The following is a 19,524-nucleotide window of genomic DNA, read 5'->3' as shown; positions in this document are numbered from 1 at the left end:
CTCGATGGCCGACGGAGAGACGGTTTCGGACGTGAACACGGTGTCGGGAGGCCTACGCGGGTGGCTCGGCATCTACCTCAGAGGCGTCTGTATGGGTGCCGCCGACGCGGTGCCCGGCGTCTCCGGCGGCACCATCGCGCTCATCACCGGCATCTACAAGCGCCTCATCGACGCGGTGACGGCCATCGACGTCGACAACGTACTCCGCGTGCTCCGCGGCGTCACCGGCGACAGCAGCGACGCGTTCGCCTCGCTGCGGGAGATGGACGCCGCGTTTCTCGTGACGCTCGGCTTTGGTATCATGACGGCCATCGTCACTATCACGGGTCTCGTCGAAGTCGCCGTCGAGACCGTTCCGGCCCCGACGTTCGGGTTCTTCTTCGGTCTCATCGCGGCGTCGGCGCTCGTGCTCGTCACGGAGGTGTCGGTCGACACGCCCGGCCGAATCGCGGCCTCCGTCGCCGGCTTCGCCCTCGCGTTCGTCGTCTCCGGCGAGGCGCAGTCGGCGCTCGGACACAGCCCCGTCGTGACGTTCGTCGCCGGAGCCGTCGCCATCAGCGCGATGATTCTCCCCGGCGTCTCGGGGTCGCTGCTGCTGCTCATCCTCGGGCAGTACTTCTACATGACCGACACGCTCTCGACGTTCCGGGACGGCGTGTTCGGCCTCCTCGATGGCGGCACCCTCGACGCGCTGGCCGGTCCGTTCGTCACCATCGTCACGTTCTGTTCGGGCGCACTCATCGGCCTGTTCACCGTCGCCCACGCCGTCGACTGGGCGCTCGAACACCACCGCGAGGCGACGTTCGCGTTCCTCATCGCGCTCATCTTCGGCGCGCTCCGCGCACCCATCTCGCAACTGTCGACGAGCCTCGCCGAACACGGCGGGTCGTGGACGACGGACGTCCTCGTCGCGTTCGCCGTCGCGGCGCTCGTCGGCGGTGGACTGGTCGTCGTCGTCGACCGGGTCGCCGGCATCGACCTCGACTGAAAATCCGGATTTTTGCCCCTCTCGAGTCCTGACGCGGGACCGGGAGCGCTTCAGAGAGACACGACGCAGAGGAACGTCTCCGTCCGCGACTCGGCGCGGTCGACGGAGAAACCGGCGTCTTCGAACGCCGAGGCGGCGTCGCCGACGCTGTAGCGTTCGTCCCTCGGCGGACCCGCCCTGCCCGCGCCGGTCGCACTCCAGTCGACGGTGACGACCCGACCGCCGGGTCGGAGCACCCGAGCGAGCTCCGCGAGCGACTCCGCGCCTGCGAACTCGTGGTAGGTCATCGTCGAGAACGCCGCGTCGAGCGCGTCGTCGTCGAACGGGAGCGACGCCACGTCGGCGACGACGGTTTCGACCGACTCGGGGAGCCCCTTCTCGCCGTAGAGGTCGTGCATCGCCTCCTGTACGTCGACGGCGTAGAGGTGGCCGACGTGCGGGGCCACGTCGTCGGTGTAGAACCCGGTCCCGCTCCCGAGGTCGGCGACGGTCATCTCGGGGTTCGGTCGGAGCGCCGACAGTAGCTCTTCCGCCGAGAGGTGGCGGTAGCGACTCGCATCTTCCAGCGCGTCGGCGCGGTCGATATCGAACGTGTGGAAACCCATAGTGCCCGTTCGCGCGGCGGCGTAAGGAAAGTATCGGGTACGACGGGCGTACCGAGTGCGATGGGCGTACCGAGTGCGATGGGCGTACCGAGTGCGATGGGCGTACCTGGTGCGGCGAACTCGACCCGTGAGCGAAACGTCGAACCGCTCCGCCCGAGAGTCGGACCCGCGAACGTCGGAGACCGACGCCGCGAGGAGCCGTTCGGTTGGCGGTCGTCCGGCTACAGGTCGTCGAGCTGTATCGTCTCGTCGAGGACGAGCCGCGGCCCCGCACCGGTCTCCAGGAACTGCTCGGCGTCCGCGAGGGTTCGCTCGCCCGCCTCGGAGTCGAAGGCGGCCGACATCGCCTCGCTGTCCTCGAAGTACAGTTCGAGCACGCCGTCGTACTCGGTGCGTTCGGGGTCTTTCGGTACCGACGTGACGTACTTCTGCAGCCCCGGCATCTCCTCGGCGATGGGGCTGTGCTCGTTCAACCAGTAGTCGACGAACTCCTCGTGGCTCATCCCGTCGCGGCGCACCAGCAGTTCTACCAGTTTAATCATACAGGACCCTCCGTGAGGGACGACTTCCCTCTATCGGTTACAGTCGTCGGTGCCGGAGCGTTTTACCGGCGCGAGGACCCGTCGGCCTCGGCGAGTCGGGTTCGCTTGTACGCTCCGGGAATACGCTTAACTCGCTCGGCACGTTTCTGAGACGTATGAGCAGCGGTGTCCGACTCCGCCGACCGACAGACAGAACCTGTGAGCGCTGCGGCCGCCGCGAGGCGTGGAACGACGACAACGAGTCGTGGCGCGTCGTCGTCGACGACGCCGACGAACCGCAGACCGGCAGCGTCCACTGCATCCACGAGTGGGACATCAACGGAAACTTCCTCCCTATCGAGGGATAGCCGACGGTCTCCACTCCACTCATGCCCACAGCCTACATCACCGCCCCCGAGAGCGACGCGTCGACGCTCGCACGGGCGCTCGTCGACGAGCGACTGGCCGCCTGCGTGAACCAACTCCCCTGCGCCTCGACGTACCGCTGGGAGGGCGAGGTCGTCGACGAGGACGAAGTCGTACTACTGGCGAAGACGACCGACGACGCCTACGACGAACTCCGCGACCGGGTGCTCGAACTCCACCCGCACGAGACGCCCTGCATCGAGCGGTTCGACGAGGACGACGTGCTCGACTCGTTCGCGGCGTGGCGCGCGGGCGCGGTCGAGTCCGACGGGGAGTAGCCGAGCGGGCGGTTCGTCACCGGAGCGACTCTAACACAGAGAGCGTCCCGTCGCTGTAACTCTCTTCGAGGACCGTTCCAGCGGCGGCGCGCGCTCGCTCGTCGGCGTTGGCGACGGCGTACGACTCCTCGACCAGCTCGAACGTCGAGACGTCGTTCTCGCTGTCGCCGACGGCGACGAACGTCGTCGGGTCCAGAGAGAGCGTCTCGCAGACCGCCTTCAGTCCCCTGCCTTTCGAGACGCCCGGTGACTTCACGTGATAGGCGTAGCCGGTGTCGACGACCTCCATTCCGTACTCGTCAGCGACGATCCTCAGCAGTTCCTCGTCGGCGTCGACGTTGACCGCGATCTCGGTCTCGCGCCAGCGGTTCGCCGTGTCGGCTCTCCCCCACCCGAGGTCGCCGCCGCGGGCGACGAACTCGTCGGCGACGGCGCTCGCGCTCTCGCGGTCGCCGGTGAACGTCACCTCGTCGGCGGCGTAGACGACGCCGCCGTTCTCGGCGACCACCGTCTCAGGAATGCCGACGAAGTGACAGAGCGCGACCGGATAGGGGAACGATTTGCCGGTGGCGAGGACGACCGGTGCGTCCCAGTTTCGGAGTACGTCGAAGATTCGCGGGTCGACGGAGCCGTCGCCGCGCGTGAGCGTCCCGTCGATGTCGAGCGCGAGGGGGCGAGACATGCGGGGAGTTCGTCTCCGAAGGCGTAAATCCCGTTCCATCGGCACGCCCGGCGGTCGCACCGAGACGGGAACGACTCCGCGGGCGAGGAAAGCTTTTGCCCGGTTTCGCCCAACGTTACCACGAACCATGAAGAAACTCATCAACGACCCGGCAGATTACGTAGACGAGATGCTCGACGGAATGGTCGCCGCTCACCCCGACCGCCTCCGACGCCTCGACGGGACGAAAGTGCTCGTCCGCGCGGACGCACCGGTCGACGGGAAGGTCGGCGTCGTCTCCGGCGGCGGAAGCGGCCACGAACCGACGCACGCCGGCTACATCGGCGACGGGATGCTCGACGGCGCGGCGGCGGGCGAGGTGTTTACGTCGCCGACGGCCGACCAACTGGAGGATATGGTCCGCGCCTGCGACGCCGGCGAGGGCGTACTCTGCGTCGTCAAGAACTACGAGGGCGACGTGATGAACTTCGAGACGGCCGGCGAGATGGCCGAGATGGAGGACGTCGACGTCGCGGAAGTCGTCGTCGACGACGACGTCGCCGTCGAGGACTCGCTGTACACGAGCGGTCGCCGCGGCGTCTGCGGCACCATCTTCGTGCACAAGATTGCCGGCGCGAAAGCCGCCGCCGGCGGCGACCTGGAGGAAGTTCGGACGGTCGCCGAGAGAGTCGTCGACAACGTCGGCACGATGGGGATGGCGCTCACCTCCTGTATCACGCCCGAGAAGGGCGAACCGACGTTCGATCTCGGCGAGGACGAGATCGAGCTCGGCATCGGCATCCACGGCGAACCAGGCGTCGAGCGCACCGACGTGATGAGCGCCGACGAGGTGGCCGACCGCCTCACCGAACAGGTGCTCGACGACCTCGAAATCGACGACGGCGACGAGGTCGCCACCATCGTCAACGGGATGGGCGGCACGCCGCTGTCCGAACTGTACATCGTCAACCGCCGCGTCCAGCAGATTCTCGACGACCGCGGCGTCGAGACCTGGGACGCGTGGGTCGGCGACTACATGACCTCGCTCGACATGATGGGCTGTTCGGTCACCGTGCTCCGTCTCGACGACGAACTGAAGGAACTGCTCGGCGCGCCCGTCGACACGCCGGCGCTCAAACGCACGGACTGAGCAGTCGTCTGCACGACGGCGCGGAGCGCTCCGACCATCCCGACTGTTTTTGAACGATAAGGCGGCCAGAGCGTCCGTGACCTGACGAACCGCCGTGCGACGCCCCGCGGGAGTACGACACCGCGTCGCACGGAGCGGAAGAGGCTATCGGTCGTGTCGTCTGTACGCTATCCACTGCTCAGTCGCGTCCGCCGAGCGGTGCCACCGACGCAAACACTTTGCGCCGCGGGGCCCCTCTATCGGATATGACAGACGCGGAGATTCAGCGGGAGGCGATTCTGGCGGCCGTCGAGAACGTCGCCGCGCGTATCGCAGAGGAGAAGTCGTATCTGACCGACCTCGACTCGGCCATCGGCGACGCCGACCACGGGGCGAACATGAACAGGGGGTTTCAGGCCGTCGTCGAGGCCGTCGACGACGACGAGGTCGACGAGATGGGCCCCGACGAACTCGTCAAGTTGGTGGGCAAGACCATCATCTCGAACGTCGGCGGCGCGGCGGGGCCGCTGTACGGCGGGTCGACGATGCTCGCCAGCAAGGAGCTCGAAGGCGGCATCACCGCCGAGACGAGCGTGGCGTTCGCCGAGACGTATCTCCAGAAGGTGCAGGACCGGGGCAAAGCCGAAATCGGTGCGAAGACGATGGTCGACGCGCTCGTTCCGGCGGTCCACACGTACAAGAAGTCCATCGAACAGGACGACCTGCCACCGCTGACGGCGCTCTCGAAGGCAGTCGACGCCTGCGAGCGCGGCGTCCGCTACACCGTCCCGCTTCGAGCGCGAAAAGGTCGCGCGTCGTACCTCGACTGGCGGTCGGTCGGACATCAGGACCCCGGCGCGACGAGTACGCTGTTCGTACTGGAGGAACTACTCGAAACCGCAGCGGAGTACCTCGACGGCGAGGTGGTTCGAGACGCCCGGTCGCCGGACGTACCGAACGAGTCGCCCGAGGAGGCCGCGAACGAACCGCTCGACGAGGGGGACGAGTAGATGGTCGGCCTGGTCGTCGTCTCTCACAGCGGGAAAGCCGCCGAAGGAATCTGTGAGATCGCCGCGCAGATGGGCGGCGGCGACGCGCGTATCGAACCCGCCGGTGGCGGTCCCGACGGCGACATCGGAACGAGTGTCGACCGAATCGAGGCCGCCATCGCCGACGCCGCAGACGGCGACGGCGTGGTGGTCCTCGTCGACCTCGGAAGCGCCGTGATGAACGCCGAGGTCGCCATGGAGATGAGCGACTCGAACGTCCGTATCGCCGATGCACCGATACTGGAAGGAACGCTCAACGCCGCCGTCGAGGCGAGCGGGTCGAAGGCGACTCTCGATTCGGTCGTCGAAGCCGCCGAGGAAGCCCGAGATTATCGGAAGCTAAACTGATGTCGTGTAATCTCGTCTGATGCCGTCTGATCTCGCGGGGACGAGACAACGCGCGAAGAGGCGGCTCCGACGACGGGTCGAATAACGGAGAACCGGCCGAAGCGACGGCGTCGCTTCGACGTTGGTCCCGACGAACCCAGTCAGTGTCGGTGTATGTCTTCGATAGTCACAAAACTGCTTATCTCGCTACTCGTGGACAACTAATCGAAGGGAATCGAGGACTCCGGGCACTGTGAGACACCCGACACGACTTAGACAATTCACGGATATGACAACGATTGCAGAACTACGTACGCCGGCCGAACAGTTCGCTCTGGGAACGCTCTTCGAGCGACACTCGGAGGTCAGCACCGACGTTCTCCGGACTGCAGCAGACGGACAGAAGACGCCAGCGTCGCTCCTGTGGTTCAACCACGACGGGTCGGTGGACCTCGAGTCGGCTCTCGACCGCGACTCGTCGGTCGAGACCGCGACGCTTCTGGCGGAGTCGAACGGAAAGTGGCTCTATCAGATCACGTGGACGCCGTCGGTCCGAGACACCCTCGAGACGTTGCTCGGATGTGCGACACTGCTCGGTGCCTCGGCGGAGAACGGACGCTGGCAGTTCCGCGTACTGTTCCCCCGGCACGAGCAACTCGCCACGGCACACGACCGCTGGGAATCGAACGATTTGCAGATCACCGTCGAACGGATCACTGAACTCGACGAGACGTTCGGCGACAGCGAGTTCGCACTCACCGACGAGCAGAAGGAGGCGTTCGTCATCGCTCACCGGCGCGGCTACTTCAAGGTCCCGCGAGACGTGACGCTCACCGAACTCGCCGACGAGATCGGCATCACCCAACAGGCGCTCTCGGAACGGCTCCGCCGGGCGCACAACTCCTTAGCCGAGAGTACGCTCCACCTCACGGAACTCACCGAAGACGAAGTCGAACCGCTCGGGTGACTCGGCCGTCACCGTCTCTCCGGTTCGGCAACGCGTCCCGAGCGACCGGTTCGAAAGGAGAAGAAAAGTACAGTTAGATTTCGATTCCGAGCGTCGGCACGTACGACGAGTCCGGCAGGATGCCGAGGATGGCGAGCACCGCGATGACGAGCGAGCCGAAGACGATGGCCGCCGCCGGCGGGTCCCAGTGAGTGTCGCCGTGCGCGTAGAAGACGCGCTGGAACGCTTCGCCGAACAGCCCCGAGATGAGGCCGAAGAACGCGCCCGCGAGCAGTCCGACTACCGTCGCCCCCGCGGGGTCACCGCCGACCGCGGCGACCGCACCCGCGCTCCCGATGAGCGTGATGTGGTGGGTGACCGGAATCTGTTCGACGCCGCAGTTCAGGAAGACGAGCGTCGCCGCGCTGATGCCGAACCCGAGGAAGACGAGGCCGGTTTCGAGCGCGATGAACCCGCCGAGCAGACCGCCGAAGATGCTGAGCGTGGCCACGTTGACCCACTTGTACTGGTGGGGCAGCCACGGTTCGACCGCGAAGCGGGACTTGGTCACGGTGCCTCCGTCCGTCTGCGGTCGGTCGGTTCCGCCGTCGACTGCGGCTTCTCCGCCGCCGCTCGCGCGCATCTCCTCTCGCTCGAACGGCGACATGTCGAGCAGGCTGCCCCCGCGTACGTCGCCGATGAGCGGGTAACCGAAGGCGAGTCGGTGGATGAGCGCCGAGATGACGACGCCCATCGCGATGGAGTCCCACGGCAGGAGGAAGACGTTCGACACCTGGGTGATCCAGTAGCCGACGACGCCGAACACCGCGCCAACGAGGAGCACGTCGGGTTTCGTCCCCTGTGCGAAGGCGATGTTCTTCGCCTCGTGGTAGTCGAAACCGGTGTCCATGTAGCCCTGTTTGGCGGCGTACGCCGCCGCGGCCGCGCCACCGGCGAAGCTGATGGCCGGCGAGAACGGCGGACCGAAGGCGATAGCGCCGGTGATGCCGGCGGCCTCGGGGTTGACGTACTCCGCGACCTGCCCGGCGATGACCATGAAGCCGGTGAAGATGAACGCCGGGAGCGCGCCGAGCGCCGCGCCGAACGCGCCACCCGCGAGCGCCGCCAGAATCATCACCGGGTCGACGAAGACGCCGAAGCCGGTCTGCATCACCGGGACGAAACCGGAGAGACCGACCGCGGTGAGGGGTCCGAGTTTCAACATCGGTCAGTCACTCCCGTCGCGCGCCCAGTCGAGCGAGCGTTTGACCGCCTCTTGCCAGCGTTCGTGGCGTCTCGCGACGTTCTTGCCGTCCTCGGCTTCGAACTCGCGGTCGACCTGCCAGTTGTCTCGGAGTTCGTCGAGCGTCTCCCAGTAGCCGACCGCGAGGCCGGCGGCGTAGGCGGAGCCGAGCGCGGTCGTCTCGTCGACCTGCGGGCGGACGATCGTCGAGTCGACGATGTTCGCCTGCAGTTGACACAGGAAGTTGTTCTTCACCGCGCCGCCGTCGACGCGAAGCGTCGTCATCTCGATGCCCGAGTCCGCCTCCATCGCGTCGGCGACGTCCTTCGTCTGGAACGCGATGGATTCGAGCGTCGCGCGAACGACGTGCTCGCGACGCGTCCCGCGGGTCATCCCGACGATGGTCCCGCGAGCGCGGCCGTCCCAGTGCGGCGCGCCCAGTCCCGTGAACGCCGGCACGAAGTACACCCCGTCCGTCGAGTCGACGCTCCGAGCGAGCGTCTCGCTCTCGGAGGCGTTCGAGATGATCTCCATGTCTTCGAGCCACTCGATGGCTGCACCGGTGACGAAGATAGCCCCTTCGAGGGCGTACTGCACCGGTTCGCCAGAGCGCTGGAAGCCGACGGTCGTCAGCAGGCCGTGTTCGCTCTCGACGGCCTCTTCGCCGGTGTTCATCAGCATGAACGACCCCGTCCCGTAGGTGTTCTTCGCGTCACCCTCGTCGAAGCAGGTCTGGCCGAACAGCGCCGCCTGCTGGTCGCCGAACGCGGCTGCGACGGGCACCTCGCTGCCGAGGAAGCCCTCCGAGTCCGTCGTCCCGTAGTAGTTGTCGTCGGAGGACGGTCGGACCTCGGGGAGCATCGCCATCGGCACGTCGAACTCCTCGCAGAGTTCCTCGTCCCACTCCATCTCGTGGATGTCGAACAGCATCGTCCGCGAGGCGTTCGTGACGTCCGTGATGTGGTTGCCCGTCAGTTTATAGATGAGCCACGTGTCGATGGTGCCGAACAGGATTTCGCCGTCTTCGGCGCGCTCGCGGACGTCGGCGGGTCGCGCCCGCTGCATCTTCATCGGGTCGGCGTTGTCGAGCAGCCACTCGGCTTTCGTCGCCGAGAAGTACGCGTCGGCTTCCAACCCCGTCTTCCCGCGAATCCACTCGACTTTGTCCTCGGCCTCCAGTTCCTCGACGCGGTCGGTCGTTCGTCGGTCCTGCCAGACGATGGCGTTGTGGACCGGCGTTCCGGAGTCGGCGTCCCACAGCAGCGTCGTCTCGCGCTGGTTCGTGATGCCGATCGCCTCCAGCTGGTCGGCCGTCAGGTCGGCCTTCTGGAGCGCAGACGTGATCACCGACTGCGTTTTCTCCCAAATCTCGGCCGGGTCGTGTTCGACCCAACCCGGTTCGGGATAGATCTGTTCGTGTTTCTCGTACGCACTCGTGACGACGCGTCCGCTATGGTCGAAGACCATAAACCGGGTTCCCGTCGTCCCCTGGTCGATAGCGCCAACGTATGTTTCAGTTGCCATTGGTGTTTCTCCTTCGTGTGTCGGAGCTAGTCCCGCGTACTACGCTGACGTGCTAGCGCCCCACACCACAATGAAAAACCGTGCATGAAGATGATAAACGTTGCTCACTTTTCGACCGCGATACGGGGTCGAACGGTGGTTAATCTGATCGTTCGACACACACTCGTTTGGTTCGAAACGATTCTCTCCGAGAAATACAATCCGGAACTCGAACTGGTCTGCGGACGAAACCGTCCGCTTCGTCGAAGGTAGAGTGAAGTCGCCAGAAAACCCTCGTCACGGTAAACCGATGACAGATACACCCCACGTGGTCGTCGTCGGGGGCGGGTCGACCGGCTGCGGCATCGCGCGCGACCTCGCGATGCGCGGCCTCGACGTCACCCTCGTCGAACGAGGCAACCTCACCCACGGCACTACCGGCCGCATGCACGGACTGTTGCACAGCGGCGGTCGCTACGCCGTCTCCGACCAAGCGAGCGCGAGAGAGTGCATCGAGGAGAACCGCGTCCTCCGCGACATCGCCGCCCACTGCGTCGAGATGACGGGCGGGCTGTTCGTCCAGAAACCCGACGACCCGGACGACTACTTCGACGAGAAGCTCGAAGGCTGCCGCGAGTGCGGTATCCCCGCCGAAGTGCTCACCGCCGAGGAAGCCCGAGAGATCGAACCGTACCTCGCCAAAGATATCAAGAGAGCGATAAAAGTCCCCGACGGCGCTATCGACCCCTTCCGACTCTGCGTCGCCAACGCCGCCAGCGCCCAGGAGTACGGCGCGCGCATCGAACCCCACGCCGAAGTCGTCGACGTGCTCCTCGAAGACGGCGAGGTCGTCGGCATCGAAGTCGAACACGCCTCCGGCCCCGGCAAGCGCGTCCACCGAACTCCCGGCTCGACCGAGAAAATTCGCGCCGACTACGTCGTCAACGCCACGGGCGCGTGGGCCGGCCAAATCGGCGAGATGGCCGGCGTCGAAGTCGCGGTGCGTCCCTCGAAAGGCGTCATGACCATTATGAACACCCGGCAGGTCGACACTGTCGTCAACCGCTGTCGACCCAAGGGCGACGCCGACATCGTCGTCCCTCACGAGACCACCTGTATCCTCGGTACGACCGACGAGGAAGTCGAGGACCCCGACGACTACCCCGAAGAACAGTGGGAAGTCGACCTCATGATCGACACGCTCTCCGAACTCGTCCCCATCCTCAAAGAAGCCCGGACGATTCGTTCGTTCTGGGGCGTGCGTCCCCTGTACGAACCACCAGGGACCGGCACGACCGACCCCACCGACATCACGCGCGACTTCTTCCTGCTCGACCACGAGGAACGCGACGACCTCCCGGGCATGACCAGCATCGTCGGCGGCAAGTTCACGACCTACCGGATGATGGCCGAGAAGATCTCCGACCACGTCTGCGAGCAGTTCGGCATCGACACGGCGTGTCGCACCGCGGACGAACCGCTCCCGGGCAGCGAGGACTTCTCCGTACTACGCGATTACATGGACGAGTTCGGCCTCCGCTCGCCTATCGGCCGCCGCAGCGTCCAGCGACTCGGTTCGCGCGCCGACGAAGTGCTCAAAACCGGCGAGCCGAACCCCGTCGTCTGCGAGTGCGAGGCCGTCACCCGCGCCGAGATTCGGGACGCTATCGAGCAGTCCGGCTCGGACCTCAACGCCGTCCGAATCCGCACGAGAGCCTCGATGGGCAACTGTCAGGGCGGCTTCTGCTGTCATCGTATGGCGAACGAACTCTACCCACAGTACGACGAACCCACAGCGAGAGAGGCGCTCGACGAACTGTTTCAGGAGCGCTGGAAAGGCGAAGTCCACGCGCTCTGGGGCGAACAGCTCTCGCAGGCGATGTTGAACTACGCGCTGCACGCGACGACGATGAACCGCGACGGCGACCCCGCAGCGATGGACGGAGCCGTCGACTTCGCCGCTTTCGACGGCGGGGTCGGCGTCGACGCGAGTGACGGTGAAACCGGGCGCTCGGACGCGACAGCCGCGGATGGTGGAACGCGACGGGGTGAGCGCTGATGCCCATCCGAGACGACGTGCTCGTCGTCGGCGGCGGCCTCGCGGGCTCGATAGCCGCACTCTCGGCCGCCGAGGCGGGCGCGAGCGTTCGCCTCGTCTCCTACAAGAAGAGCACGCTCCGCTTCGCGAGCGGACTAATCGACGTGTTGGGTTATCCGAACGGCGACGGCCCCGTCTCGAATCCGTACGACGCGCTCTCGTCGCTTCCCGACGACCACCCGTACTCGCTCGCCGGCGAACAAGCCATCCGCGACGGACTCGACCTGTTCGACGAGGTGACCGCCGACAGCTACCGCGGTTCGCACACGGACGCGAACGCGCTCGTACCCACCTACGGCGGCACAGTCAAACCGACCGCCCGGTATCCCGAAGCGTCGGCGGCGGGCCTCGCCAGCGATGCGCGGTCGATGCTCGTCGTCGGCTTTCGGTCGCTCACCGACTTCGACGCCCGACTCGTCTCCGAACATCTCGAAGCCGCCGGCGTCCCCTTCGAGGTCCGCGGCGCGGAGCTCTCGTTCCCGGAGGAGTTCCGCGCTGACGCCAAAGTGACTCGGTTCGCCAACGCGCTCGACAGAGACGAGGAGATTCGCTTCGCGGGCCGGTCGGTCGGGGCACGCGAGGCGCTCGCCGAGACCGTCAAACCGCGGCTCAAAGGCGTCGAACGCGTCGGCTTCCCCTCGCTGTTAGGTGACGAGCACGCCGACGAGGTGCGCGCTGACCTCGAATCACATCTCGGTGTGGACGTGTTCGAGATTCCGATGGGACCGCCGAGTTTCCCCGGACTCAGACTCGAAGACGCGCTGTTTGCGGCGCTCGACGACGCGGGCGTGAGGATGAGTACGGGCAACCCCGTCGTCGACTACGAAGCCGACGGCGACGAGTTACAAGCCGTCCACGTCGACCAGAAACGCAGGAAGGTTCCGTACCACGCCGACGAGTTCGTGTTGGCGGCCGGTGGATTGGTCGGAAAAGGCATCGACTCGAACCGCTCGCGCGTCCGAGAGCCGATCTTCGAGTCGTACGTGCCGCACCCGTCCGACCGCTACGACTGGTTCGACACCGACGCCTTCGGCGACCATCCGTTCGCGCGCTTCGGCGTCGTCGTCGACGACGAAATGCGCGTTTTGGACCGAAACGACGCGCCGCAGTTCGCGAATCTGCGGGCGGCGGGCGCGGTCGTCGGCGGTGCCGACGGCGCGGCCGAGAAATCGAGTAGCGGCATCTCCCTCGCGACCGGCGTCGTCGCCGGCCGAGAAGCAGGAGCGAGTATCTAACCCAATGAGCGACGCAGAACACCCAGCAGACGAGAGCAACCCGAACGTAGCACAGGACGACTTCGAACCCGTACAGGTGTTTCCTGAAGCCGACGAAATGGACCTCAGACCGGGCGCGGACAACTGTTACAAGTGTACGACCTGCGACTCGGCGTGTCCGGTCGCCGAAGTCGACGACGAGTTCCCCGGTCCGAAGTTCCAGGGACCCGAGCAGTGGCGCCTCAAACGCAAGAGCGACGAGGACATCGACGCGTCGGTGATGGACTGCTCGAACTGCATGCGCTGCGACGACGTCTGTCCGTCGTCCGTCCCGCTGAGCCAGATGCACAACACCGCGCGAGGCGAGTTCGTCGACGAACGGATGGAGAAACTCTCCCGAGAGTACGTTCGTAACCGCATTCTCGCCAACTACCGGACGATGGCCGAACTCGGCAGCAAGGTTCCGCGACTGACCAACTTCGTGATGGGCCTCGGCGTCACCAAACTGTTCAACGAGAAGGTGTTGGGCGTCACGTCGGAGCGGGAGTTCCCCGAGTTCGCCACCCAAACGTTCAGAGAGTGGTGGGACGAGCGAGGAGGCCCGCAAGTTCGGTCGGAAGACAAGCGCGTGGCGTACTTCCACGGCTGTTACTCGAACTACAACACGCCCGAGGTCGGCAAGGCGCTGGTCCGCGTCTTCGAGGAGTTCGGATACGAGGTCGTCGTCCCCGTCCAGCGCTGTTCGGGGACGCCGATGTTCGCCAACGGGATGCTCAACGACGCGAAACGCGCCGCCGGCATCAACGTCGAGAACTTCTCTGGATTGATCGCCGACGGTTACGATATCGTCGCCTCGTGTACGTCCTGTTCGATGTCTCTGAAACAGGAGTACCCCGAACTGTTCGACTTGGACGGCATCGAGGACGTGTCGGCGCACACCTACGAGGCGATGGAGTACCTCCGCATCCACGAGGATTTAGAGGGTGCGCTCGCCGACTCGTCGGTCCCGGAGCAATCGTACGCGTATCACGCGCCGTGTCACGCCCGCAATCAGGGCCTCGACCGCCAAGCCGTCGAGTTGTTCCGCGAGTTGGACGGCGTCGAAATCGAGGACGTCGGGCCGTCGTGCTCGGGCATCTCCGGCACGTACGGCTGGAAAGAAGAGAAGTACGAGAAGTCGATGAAGATCGGCGAAGAGATGTTCGAGCACATGCACCACGCCGCCGGCGAGGTGGGCATGACCGAGTGTCCGACGTGTTCGATGCAGATGGAACACGGCACCGGCTACGAGATTCGACACCCCCTCCAGGTCCTCGAAGAGGCGATGGCGTAGCCGAAGTACACGATTTTTCGCCCTCGACGGCGACTCGCGCAGGGCTTTTGCGCGTCGGGTCCTAACCCGCGAGCGGAGACTGTGGGCGAGCAAACTCGCCCGACGACTATGACTATCCAGACTGAAGTCCTCGTCATCGGCGGTGGAGCAACGGGTGTCGGAATCGCGCGCGACCTGGCGATGCGCGGCGTCGACGTCGTCGTCGCCGAACGCGGCGGCCTCGCCAGCGGGACCTCCGGACGGTCGCACGGCCTGCTGCACAGCGGCGCGCGGTACGCACCGGACGACGAACTCGGCGCGGAGGAGTGTATCCGCGAGAACCGAATCCTTCGGGATATCGCAGGGCACTGCATCCGCGACACGGGTGGGTTCTTCGTCCAACTACCCGAAGACGACCCCGAGTTCTTCGAGGAGAAACTGGCCGCCTGCGAGGATATCGGCATCGAGGCGGAGGTGCTCGGCGACGAGGAAACCCGAGCGGAGGTGCCGGGGCTCACACCCGACGCGGAGCGAGTGATGAAAGTCCCCGACGGCGTCGTCTACCCCTCGCGTCTCGTCGCCGCCAACGCGGCGAGCGCGGCCGAGAACGGCGCGGAGGTGCTGACGCACGCGCCGGTCACGGACGTCCGCGTCGAAGACGGACGGGCGACCGGTGCGACGCTCGGCGGTGACGTAGACGAGACGGTCGACGCCGACTACGTCATCAACGCCGCCGGCACGTGGGCCGGTGAGTGCGCGGAACTCGCGGGCGTCGAGGTGGCGATGCGACCGACCAAGGGCGTGATGGTCTCTGTCGACTATCCGGGTCTCGGCCCGGTGCTCAACCGCTGCCGCCCGCCCGCCGACGGCGACATCGTCGTCCCCCACGAGACGCAGGCGGTGTTGGGGACGACGAGCATCGAAGTCGACGACCCCGACGAGTTCGACGAGGAACACTGGGAGATACGGAAGATGGTCGAGGAGTGCTCGAAGATGCTCCCCGAAGCGGCGAAGAGCGAGATTCTCCGCACGTGGTGGGGCGTCCGCCCGCTGTACGCGCCCGACGAGGCCGAGCGCGAGACGATGGACGGCGGCGAGGGCGACGCCCGCGGCATCTCGCGCGGCTTCTTCCTGCTCGACCACGAGCGAGAGGGCGTCGAGAACTTCGCCAGCATCGTCGGCGGCAAACTGACGACGTACCGGATGATGGCGGAGGCGACAGCCGACCACGTCTGCGAGGCGCTCGGCGTCGACGAACCGTGTCGCACCGCCGAGGAAGAGTTACCCGGAATCGACGACGAACGGCGGTTAGACGAGTTCGTCGCCGAGTACGACGCGCGCTCGCCGTCGGACGAGGACGTGCTGACGGCGGACTGAGCCGCGACCGATTCGGTTCAGTTCCGCTCTCGAAGCGTGCGCTTCGAGGCCGCGTTCTCGCCGTCGCTTCCGCGGCGAGCGACTTCGTCGGCGTCAAGCAACGTGTCCAACCGGCGCTCGAACTCCTCGTCGGAGAGTTCTCCGGCCGCGTACTTGCGTTTTAGAATCTCCGACGGGTCAGTGTCGGCGGCGCGCTTAGCGGCCGGCGTCGACGGTGAGCCCGTCCGACCGTACTTCTCCGGCGAGTCGACGTTGCCGATGAGCGAGAGGTACACCGGCCAGAGCGTCAGAACCGTCAGCAACGCGGCGACGACGCCGACGACCGCCGCGAGCACTCCCGTGATGAACCAGACGAAGCCGAAGGAAGCCAGTCCGAAGATCGCGAGCAGGAACGCGCCGCCGGAGAGCGCGCCCGTCACCGATGCGTGGAGGAGCCGGCCGAGCATCCCGTCGGGCGTGTAGTGTTCGACGAGGCGGTGCGACTGACGGAGGGTCGACTGTTCGGGCGGGTCGCCAACCATACAGCGTGATAACAGGTAAGCTGTAAAACAGTTCTGGAGCGGTCTCTCGACTGACTGTACGGAGGGTGCGCGCCGCTCAGTCGTCCTGCGCGGACGCGGACTGCTCGGCGACGCGGGCGATGCCGATGGTCACGTCGACGCCCTCGACGTCCCACTCCTCGCGGAGGTCGAACTCGTCGTCCTCGCCGACGAACTCGCTCGTGCGGGTCTCCTCGGCGATGAACTCTCGGTTCTCGTCGACGAACCCGGCGACCCGGTCGTCGGCGACGTCGACGTACGCCCGGATGTTCTCTTCGACGTCGAGGTCGAGTTGTTTGCGCATCTCCTGTATCCGGCGGACCACGTCGCGGGCGTAGCCCTCGGACTCGATATCGTCGGTCAGGCGCGTGTCGACGTACACCGTCCCGCTCTCGAACTCGGCGGCCGAGAGGTACTCGGGCGGTTCGGCGTGGAACTCGACCATCTCCTCGTCGAGTTCGTACGTCTCGCCGTCGACCTCCGCGACGAGCGTCCCCTCCCGCGTGAGTTCGTCCCGAGACGCGCCCTGTACCGCGCCCATGATTTTCTGGGCCTCGCCGCCGAAGGCGGGGCCGATGACGCTCATCTGCGGGTCGGCGCGCTCGACCAGTTCGTCGAAGCCGTCGACGACTTCGAGCGACCGACCGTTGACGCGTTCGAGCAGCAGCGATTCGAGCGAGCGAACCGAGTCGGCCACCTCGTCGGCGCTCGTCTCGATGACGACGCGCTGGACGGGCCAACGGAGTTTGCGGCCGCCCTGTTGGCGGGCGTTCGCCGCCGCCTCCTCGACGCGTCGGAGCACGTCCATGTCGGCCTCCAGTTTCGGCCGGTGGAGGTCGTCGTCGACCTCGGGGACCGAGAGCATGTGCACCGTGGTTTCGGTGCCGTCGAGATGCTGGTACATCTCCTCGGCGAGGTACGGTGTGAACGGCGCGATGAGGCGCACAGTTTCGAGCAACACCGTCGAGAGCGTGGCGTACGCGCCGCGTTTCGAATCGGAGTCCTCCTCCTCCCACATCCGCTCGCGGATGGCCTTGACGTAGAACCGCGAGACGTCGCCGACGACGAAGTCGAGCACCTCGTTGAGCGCGTCGTCGATGCGGAACTCGTCCCACGCCTCGTCGACGTTCGATTTCACCGACTGCAGGCGCGAGAGCACCCACTCGTCGACGACGGTGAGTTCACCGTCTTCGAGACTCGCTTCGGCGGGGTCGTAACCGTCGAGTCGCATGTACGGCAGCGGGAAGCGGAACACGTTCCAGAGGATGTTGAGCGTCGACTGCACGTCGCCGAGACCCTCCCACTCGAACGAGAGGTCGACGCCCTGCTGGTCGTGGCTCAGCAGGTACGCGCGAAGCGGGTCGCGGCCCGCGCGCTCGATGGCCTCCTCGGGCGTGACGATGTTGCCGACGGACTTCGACATCTTTCGTCCATCCTTGTCGTTGGCGAACCCGTGCATCAGCACCTCCTTGTACGGCACTTCGCCGACGGCGGCCGTCCCCATGCCGAGCTGCGACCAGAACCAGCCGCGGGTCTGGTCGTGCGCCTCGACGATGAAGTCGGCGGGCCACAGTTCCTCGTAGTCGGCCTCGTTGCCGGGGAAGTCGAGCGTCCCCCACGAAGCCACCGAGGAGTCTATCCAGACGTCGAACACGTCGGGGACGCGCTCGTACGTCGTCCCGTCCTCGGTGATGGTCAGCGGGTCCACCGAGGGTCGGTGCAGGTCGACCTCGTCGGGGTTTACGTCCTGGTCGACGCGTTCGGCGAGTTCCTCGCGCGTGCCGACGACGATGAGGTCCTCGGGGTCCGGCGTCGCGTTGCCCTGCGGCACCCAGATTGGGAGGGGAATCCCCCAGTAGCGCTGCCGCGAGATGTTCCAGTCGGGGGCGTCCTCGACGAAGTTGCGGAAGCGACTGTCGCGCGCCCACTGCGGATGCCACTCCGAATCCTCGATGTTGTCGAGGAGTTCGTCTTTGACGTCGGTGATAGTGATGAACCACTGGTCGGTGGCGAGGAAGATGATGTCCGTGTCGCAGCGCCAACACTGGCCGTAGCGGTGGCGGTGGGTGCCCGAGGCGAACAGGAGGCCCTTCGAGTCGAGGTCCTCGATGATCTCGTCGTTGGCGTCGCGGACGAACGTCCCCTCGTACTTGCCCGCTTCCTCGGTGAAGTCGCCGTTACCGCGGACCGGCGAGAACACGTCGAGGCCGAGTTCCTGACCGCGCTCGAAGTCCTCCTGCCCGTGGCCGGGCGCGGAGTGGACGAGACCCGTCCGGTCGGCTTCGACGTAGTCGGCGGTGTAGACCTCCCCCGCGCCCTCGAAGTCGGCGTGGCCGGGCACCTCGTCGGCGAGCGGGTGGTCGTACTCCCAGCCGACCATCTCCTCTCCGGTGACTTCGTCGACGACCTCGTAGTCCTCGTAGCGACCCTCCTTCAGGGCCTCCTCGACGACGGGTTCGGCGAGGTAGAGCACCTCGCTTTCTCCCGCTCTCTCGGCGCGAACGCCCAGGTAGGTCATCTCGCCGTCGACGGCGACGAACGTGTTCGCGGGGATGGTCCACGGCGTCGTCGTCCAGATGACGAGGTTCCCCTCTCTCCCTTTCAGCGGGAACTTGACGTAGATGCTGGGCGACTCGATCTCGTGGTACTCGACCTCGTTGTCGGCGATGGCCGTCTCGCAGCGCGGGCACTGGTTGACCGAGCGCTTACCCTGACTGAGCAGGCCGTTCTCGTGGACCTGCTTGAACGCCCACCAACCGGCCTCCATGTACTCCGGCGAGAGCGTCTTGTAGGGGTTCTCCCAGTCCATCCAGACGCCGATGGACTGGAAGTCCTCGTCCATGTTCTCCCTGTTGCGCTCGGCGAACTGCTTGCACTCCTCGATGAACGCCTCCATCCCGTACTCCTCGATGTCGCGCTTGGACTCGAAGCCGAGCTCCTGCTCGACTTTCACCTCGATGGGCAGGCCGTGCATGTCGTAGCCCGGTCGGTCGGTGACGCGGTGGCCCTCCATCCGCTTGCGTCGGATGATGGCGTCTTTCAGGGTCTTGTTCCACGCCGTTCCGAGGTGCATCTGACCCGAGGTGTACGGCGGGCCGTCGACGAAGAAGAAAGCGGGGTCGTCGGCGTGCGCCTCCTTCGTCGCCTCGTAGGCGTCCGTGTCGTCCCAGTGCGCCCGCGCCGAGGACTCCACGTCCTCCGGGGCGTACTGGTCTGCGACGTCTTCCATACAGGGTGCTGTCGCCCGGCGTATATCAAAACGGTGGTCCCGCGCGTACGGTTGTGAGACGGGTCAGCGCGCGGGCGTC

18 protein-coding genes are annotated in these 19,524 nt (G+C 66.0%); 11 read left to right on the top strand and 7 right to left on the bottom strand.

The features are described from left to right. Window positions 1-4: 4 nt before the first annotated feature. Window positions 5-988, top strand: coding sequence for a DUF368 domain-containing protein (locus DV709_RS01090; RefSeq protein WP_117591141.1), 984 nt, complete (start codon window positions 5-7; stop codon window positions 986-988). 50 nt (window positions 989-1,038) lie between these two features. Here DV709_RS01090 and DV709_RS01085 read toward each other — a convergent pair whose 3' ends face one another. Together DV709_RS01085 and DV709_RS01080 are read right to left on the bottom strand one after the other, a co-directional pair. After that, entirely contained in the window at window positions 1,039-1,593 is a 555-nt protein-coding gene (locus tag DV709_RS01085; protein WP_117591140.1) for a class I SAM-dependent methyltransferase, read from the bottom strand. A gap of 221 nt (window positions 1,594-1,814) precedes the next feature. Then, window positions 1,815-2,135, bottom strand: a complete 321-nt coding sequence (locus DV709_RS01080; protein ID WP_117591139.1) for an EthD family reductase — start codon at window positions 2,133-2,135, stop codon at window positions 1,815-1,817. Between the two features lie 155 nt (window positions 2,136-2,290). Here DV709_RS01080 and DV709_RS01075 point away from each other — a divergent pair, with 155 nt between their 5' ends. Next, window positions 2,291-2,482 carry an HEWD family protein gene (locus DV709_RS01075; RefSeq protein ID WP_117591138.1) on the top strand — a complete coding sequence of 64 codons (192 nt, stop codon included), beginning with the start codon at window positions 2,291-2,293 and terminating at the stop codon, window positions 2,480-2,482. A gap of 21 nt (window positions 2,483-2,503) precedes the next feature. Then, window positions 2,504-2,818, top strand: coding sequence for a divalent-cation tolerance protein CutA (gene cutA / locus DV709_RS01070; RefSeq protein WP_117591137.1), 315 nt, complete (start codon window positions 2,504-2,506; stop codon window positions 2,816-2,818). Window positions 2,819-2,834: 16 nt separating this feature from the next. Here the strand turns inward: cutA and DV709_RS01065 are convergent, their stop codons facing one another. After that, window positions 2,835-3,500: a phosphoglycolate phosphatase gene (locus DV709_RS01065; protein WP_117591136.1), complete on the bottom strand. Its 666-nt coding sequence runs from the start codon at window positions 3,498-3,500 to the stop codon at window positions 2,835-2,837. Window positions 3,501-3,627: 127 nt separating this feature from the next. On the opposite strand from DV709_RS01065, the gene dhaK reads away from it, so the two are divergent. The 4 genes from dhaK to DV709_RS01045 all read left to right on the top strand — a co-directional run bounded on the left by dhaK (window position 3,628) and on the right by DV709_RS01045 (window position 6,951). Further along, window positions 3,628-4,629, top strand: a complete 1,002-nt coding sequence (dhaK, locus tag DV709_RS01060) for a dihydroxyacetone kinase subunit DhaK (protein WP_117591135.1) — start codon at window positions 3,628-3,630, stop codon at window positions 4,627-4,629. A 245-nt stretch (window positions 4,630-4,874) separates the two neighbouring features. After that, complete coding sequence (gene dhaL, locus DV709_RS01055) at window positions 4,875-5,618, top strand: dihydroxyacetone kinase subunit DhaL (protein ID WP_117591134.1); 744 nt, start codon at window positions 4,875-4,877, stop codon at window positions 5,616-5,618. Beyond that, on the top strand, window positions 5,619-6,005 hold the full coding sequence (gene dhaM / locus DV709_RS01050) for a dihydroxyacetone kinase phosphoryl donor subunit DhaM (RefSeq protein WP_117591133.1): 387 nt from the start codon (window positions 5,619-5,621) through the stop codon (window positions 6,003-6,005). 268 nt (window positions 6,006-6,273) lie between these two features. Continuing rightward, on the top strand, window positions 6,274-6,951 hold the full coding sequence (locus tag DV709_RS01045) for a helix-turn-helix domain-containing protein (RefSeq protein ID WP_117591132.1): 678 nt from the start codon (window positions 6,274-6,276) through the stop codon (window positions 6,949-6,951). A 73-nt stretch (window positions 6,952-7,024) separates the two neighbouring features. Here the strand turns inward: DV709_RS01045 and DV709_RS01040 are convergent, their stop codons facing one another. After that, entirely contained in the window at window positions 7,025-8,101 is a 1,077-nt protein-coding gene (locus DV709_RS01040; RefSeq protein ID WP_168191282.1) for a hypothetical protein, read from the bottom strand. Window positions 8,102-8,158: 57 nt separating this feature from the next. After that, a complete protein-coding gene (gene glpK / locus DV709_RS01035) occupies window positions 8,159-9,697 on the bottom strand; it encodes a glycerol kinase GlpK (protein WP_117591131.1) in 1,539 nt (512 codons plus the stop codon). Between the two features lie 289 nt (window positions 9,698-9,986). Between glpK and glpA the strand changes: the two genes are divergently transcribed. The 4 genes from glpA (at window position 9,987) to DV709_RS01015 (ending at window position 15,677) form a co-directional block, all read left to right on the top strand. Next, entirely contained in the window at window positions 9,987-11,735 is a 1,749-nt protein-coding gene (gene glpA / locus DV709_RS01030; RefSeq protein ID WP_117591130.1) for an anaerobic glycerol-3-phosphate dehydrogenase subunit GlpA, read from the top strand. Next, window positions 11,735-13,009 carry a glycerol-3-phosphate dehydrogenase subunit GlpB gene (glpB, locus tag DV709_RS01025; protein WP_117591129.1) on the top strand — a complete coding sequence of 425 codons (1,275 nt, stop codon included), beginning with the start codon at window positions 11,735-11,737 and terminating at the stop codon, window positions 13,007-13,009. Before glpA ends, glpB begins: the two co-directional genes overlap by 1 nt. A 4-nt stretch (window positions 13,010-13,013) precedes the next feature. Further along, complete coding sequence (locus DV709_RS01020) at window positions 13,014-14,321, top strand: anaerobic glycerol-3-phosphate dehydrogenase subunit C (protein WP_117591128.1); 1,308 nt, start codon at window positions 13,014-13,016, stop codon at window positions 14,319-14,321. Window positions 14,322-14,429: 108 nt separating this feature from the next. After that, entirely contained in the window at window positions 14,430-15,677 is a 1,248-nt protein-coding gene (locus tag DV709_RS01015) for an FAD-dependent oxidoreductase (RefSeq protein ID WP_117591127.1), read from the top strand. A gap of 17 nt (window positions 15,678-15,694) precedes the next feature. Here DV709_RS01015 and DV709_RS01010 read toward each other — a convergent pair whose 3' ends face one another. Continuing rightward, window positions 15,695-16,198 carry an SHOCT domain-containing protein gene (locus DV709_RS01010; RefSeq protein WP_117591126.1) on the bottom strand — a complete coding sequence of 168 codons (504 nt, stop codon included), beginning with the start codon at window positions 16,196-16,198 and terminating at the stop codon, window positions 15,695-15,697. 76 nt (window positions 16,199-16,274) lie between these two features. Continuing rightward, window positions 16,275-19,445 carry an isoleucine--tRNA ligase gene (gene ileS / locus DV709_RS01005; RefSeq protein WP_117591125.1) on the bottom strand — a complete coding sequence of 1,057 codons (3,171 nt, stop codon included), beginning with the start codon at window positions 19,443-19,445 and terminating at the stop codon, window positions 16,275-16,277. Window positions 19,446-19,524 lie beyond the last annotated feature (79 nt).

The sequence above is a fragment of the Haloprofundus halophilus genome (genome assembly GCF_003439925.1).
Lineage (GTDB): Archaea > Halobacteriota > Halobacteria > Halobacteriales > Haloferacaceae > Haloprofundus > Haloprofundus halophilus.
Note: the sequence above shows the minus strand (reverse complement) of the source record. Positions and strands in the feature narration are given on the sequence as shown.

Bases quoted from the DNA above. Each gene is read 5' to 3' on its own strand.
- DV709_RS01090 (WP_117591141.1), top strand. From the start codon at position 5: ATGGCCGACGGAGAGACGGTTTCGGACGTGAACACGGTGTCGGGAGGC.
- DV709_RS01085 (WP_117591140.1), bottom strand. From the start codon at position 1,593: ATGGGTTTCCACACGTTCGATATCGACCGCGCCGACGCGCTGGAAGAT.
- DV709_RS01080 (WP_117591139.1), bottom strand. From the start codon at position 2,135: ATGATTAAACTGGTAGAACTGCTGGTGCGCCGCGACGGGATGAGCCAC.
- DV709_RS01075 (WP_117591138.1), top strand. From the start codon at position 2,291: ATGAGCAGCGGTGTCCGACTCCGCCGACCGACAGACAGAACCTGTGAG.
- cutA (WP_117591137.1), top strand. From the start codon at position 2,504: ATGCCCACAGCCTACATCACCGCCCCCGAGAGCGACGCGTCGACGCTC.
- DV709_RS01065 (WP_117591136.1), bottom strand. From the start codon at position 3,500: ATGTCTCGCCCCCTCGCGCTCGACATCGACGGGACGCTCACGCGCGGC.
- dhaK (WP_117591135.1), top strand. From the start codon at position 3,628: ATGAAGAAACTCATCAACGACCCGGCAGATTACGTAGACGAGATGCTC.
- dhaL (WP_117591134.1), top strand. From the start codon at position 4,875: ATGACAGACGCGGAGATTCAGCGGGAGGCGATTCTGGCGGCCGTCGAG.
- dhaM (WP_117591133.1), top strand. From the start codon at position 5,619: ATGGTCGGCCTGGTCGTCGTCTCTCACAGCGGGAAAGCCGCCGAAGGA.
- DV709_RS01045 (WP_117591132.1), top strand. From the start codon at position 6,274: ATGACAACGATTGCAGAACTACGTACGCCGGCCGAACAGTTCGCTCTG.
- DV709_RS01040 (WP_168191282.1), bottom strand. From the start codon at position 8,101: ATGCAGACCGGCTTCGGCGTCTTCGTCGACCCGGTGATGATTCTGGCG.
- glpK (WP_117591131.1), bottom strand. From the start codon at position 9,697: ATGGCAACTGAAACATACGTTGGCGCTATCGACCAGGGGACGACGGGA.
- glpA (WP_117591130.1), top strand. From the start codon at position 9,987: ATGACAGATACACCCCACGTGGTCGTCGTCGGGGGCGGGTCGACCGGC.
- glpB (WP_117591129.1), top strand. From the start codon at position 11,735: ATGCCCATCCGAGACGACGTGCTCGTCGTCGGCGGCGGCCTCGCGGGC.
- DV709_RS01020 (WP_117591128.1), top strand. From the start codon at position 13,014: ATGAGCGACGCAGAACACCCAGCAGACGAGAGCAACCCGAACGTAGCA.
- DV709_RS01015 (WP_117591127.1), top strand. From the start codon at position 14,430: ATGACTATCCAGACTGAAGTCCTCGTCATCGGCGGTGGAGCAACGGGT.
- DV709_RS01010 (WP_117591126.1), bottom strand. From the start codon at position 16,198: ATGGTTGGCGACCCGCCCGAACAGTCGACCCTCCGTCAGTCGCACCGC.
- ileS (WP_117591125.1), bottom strand. From the start codon at position 19,445: ATGGAAGACGTCGCAGACCAGTACGCCCCGGAGGACGTGGAGTCCTCG.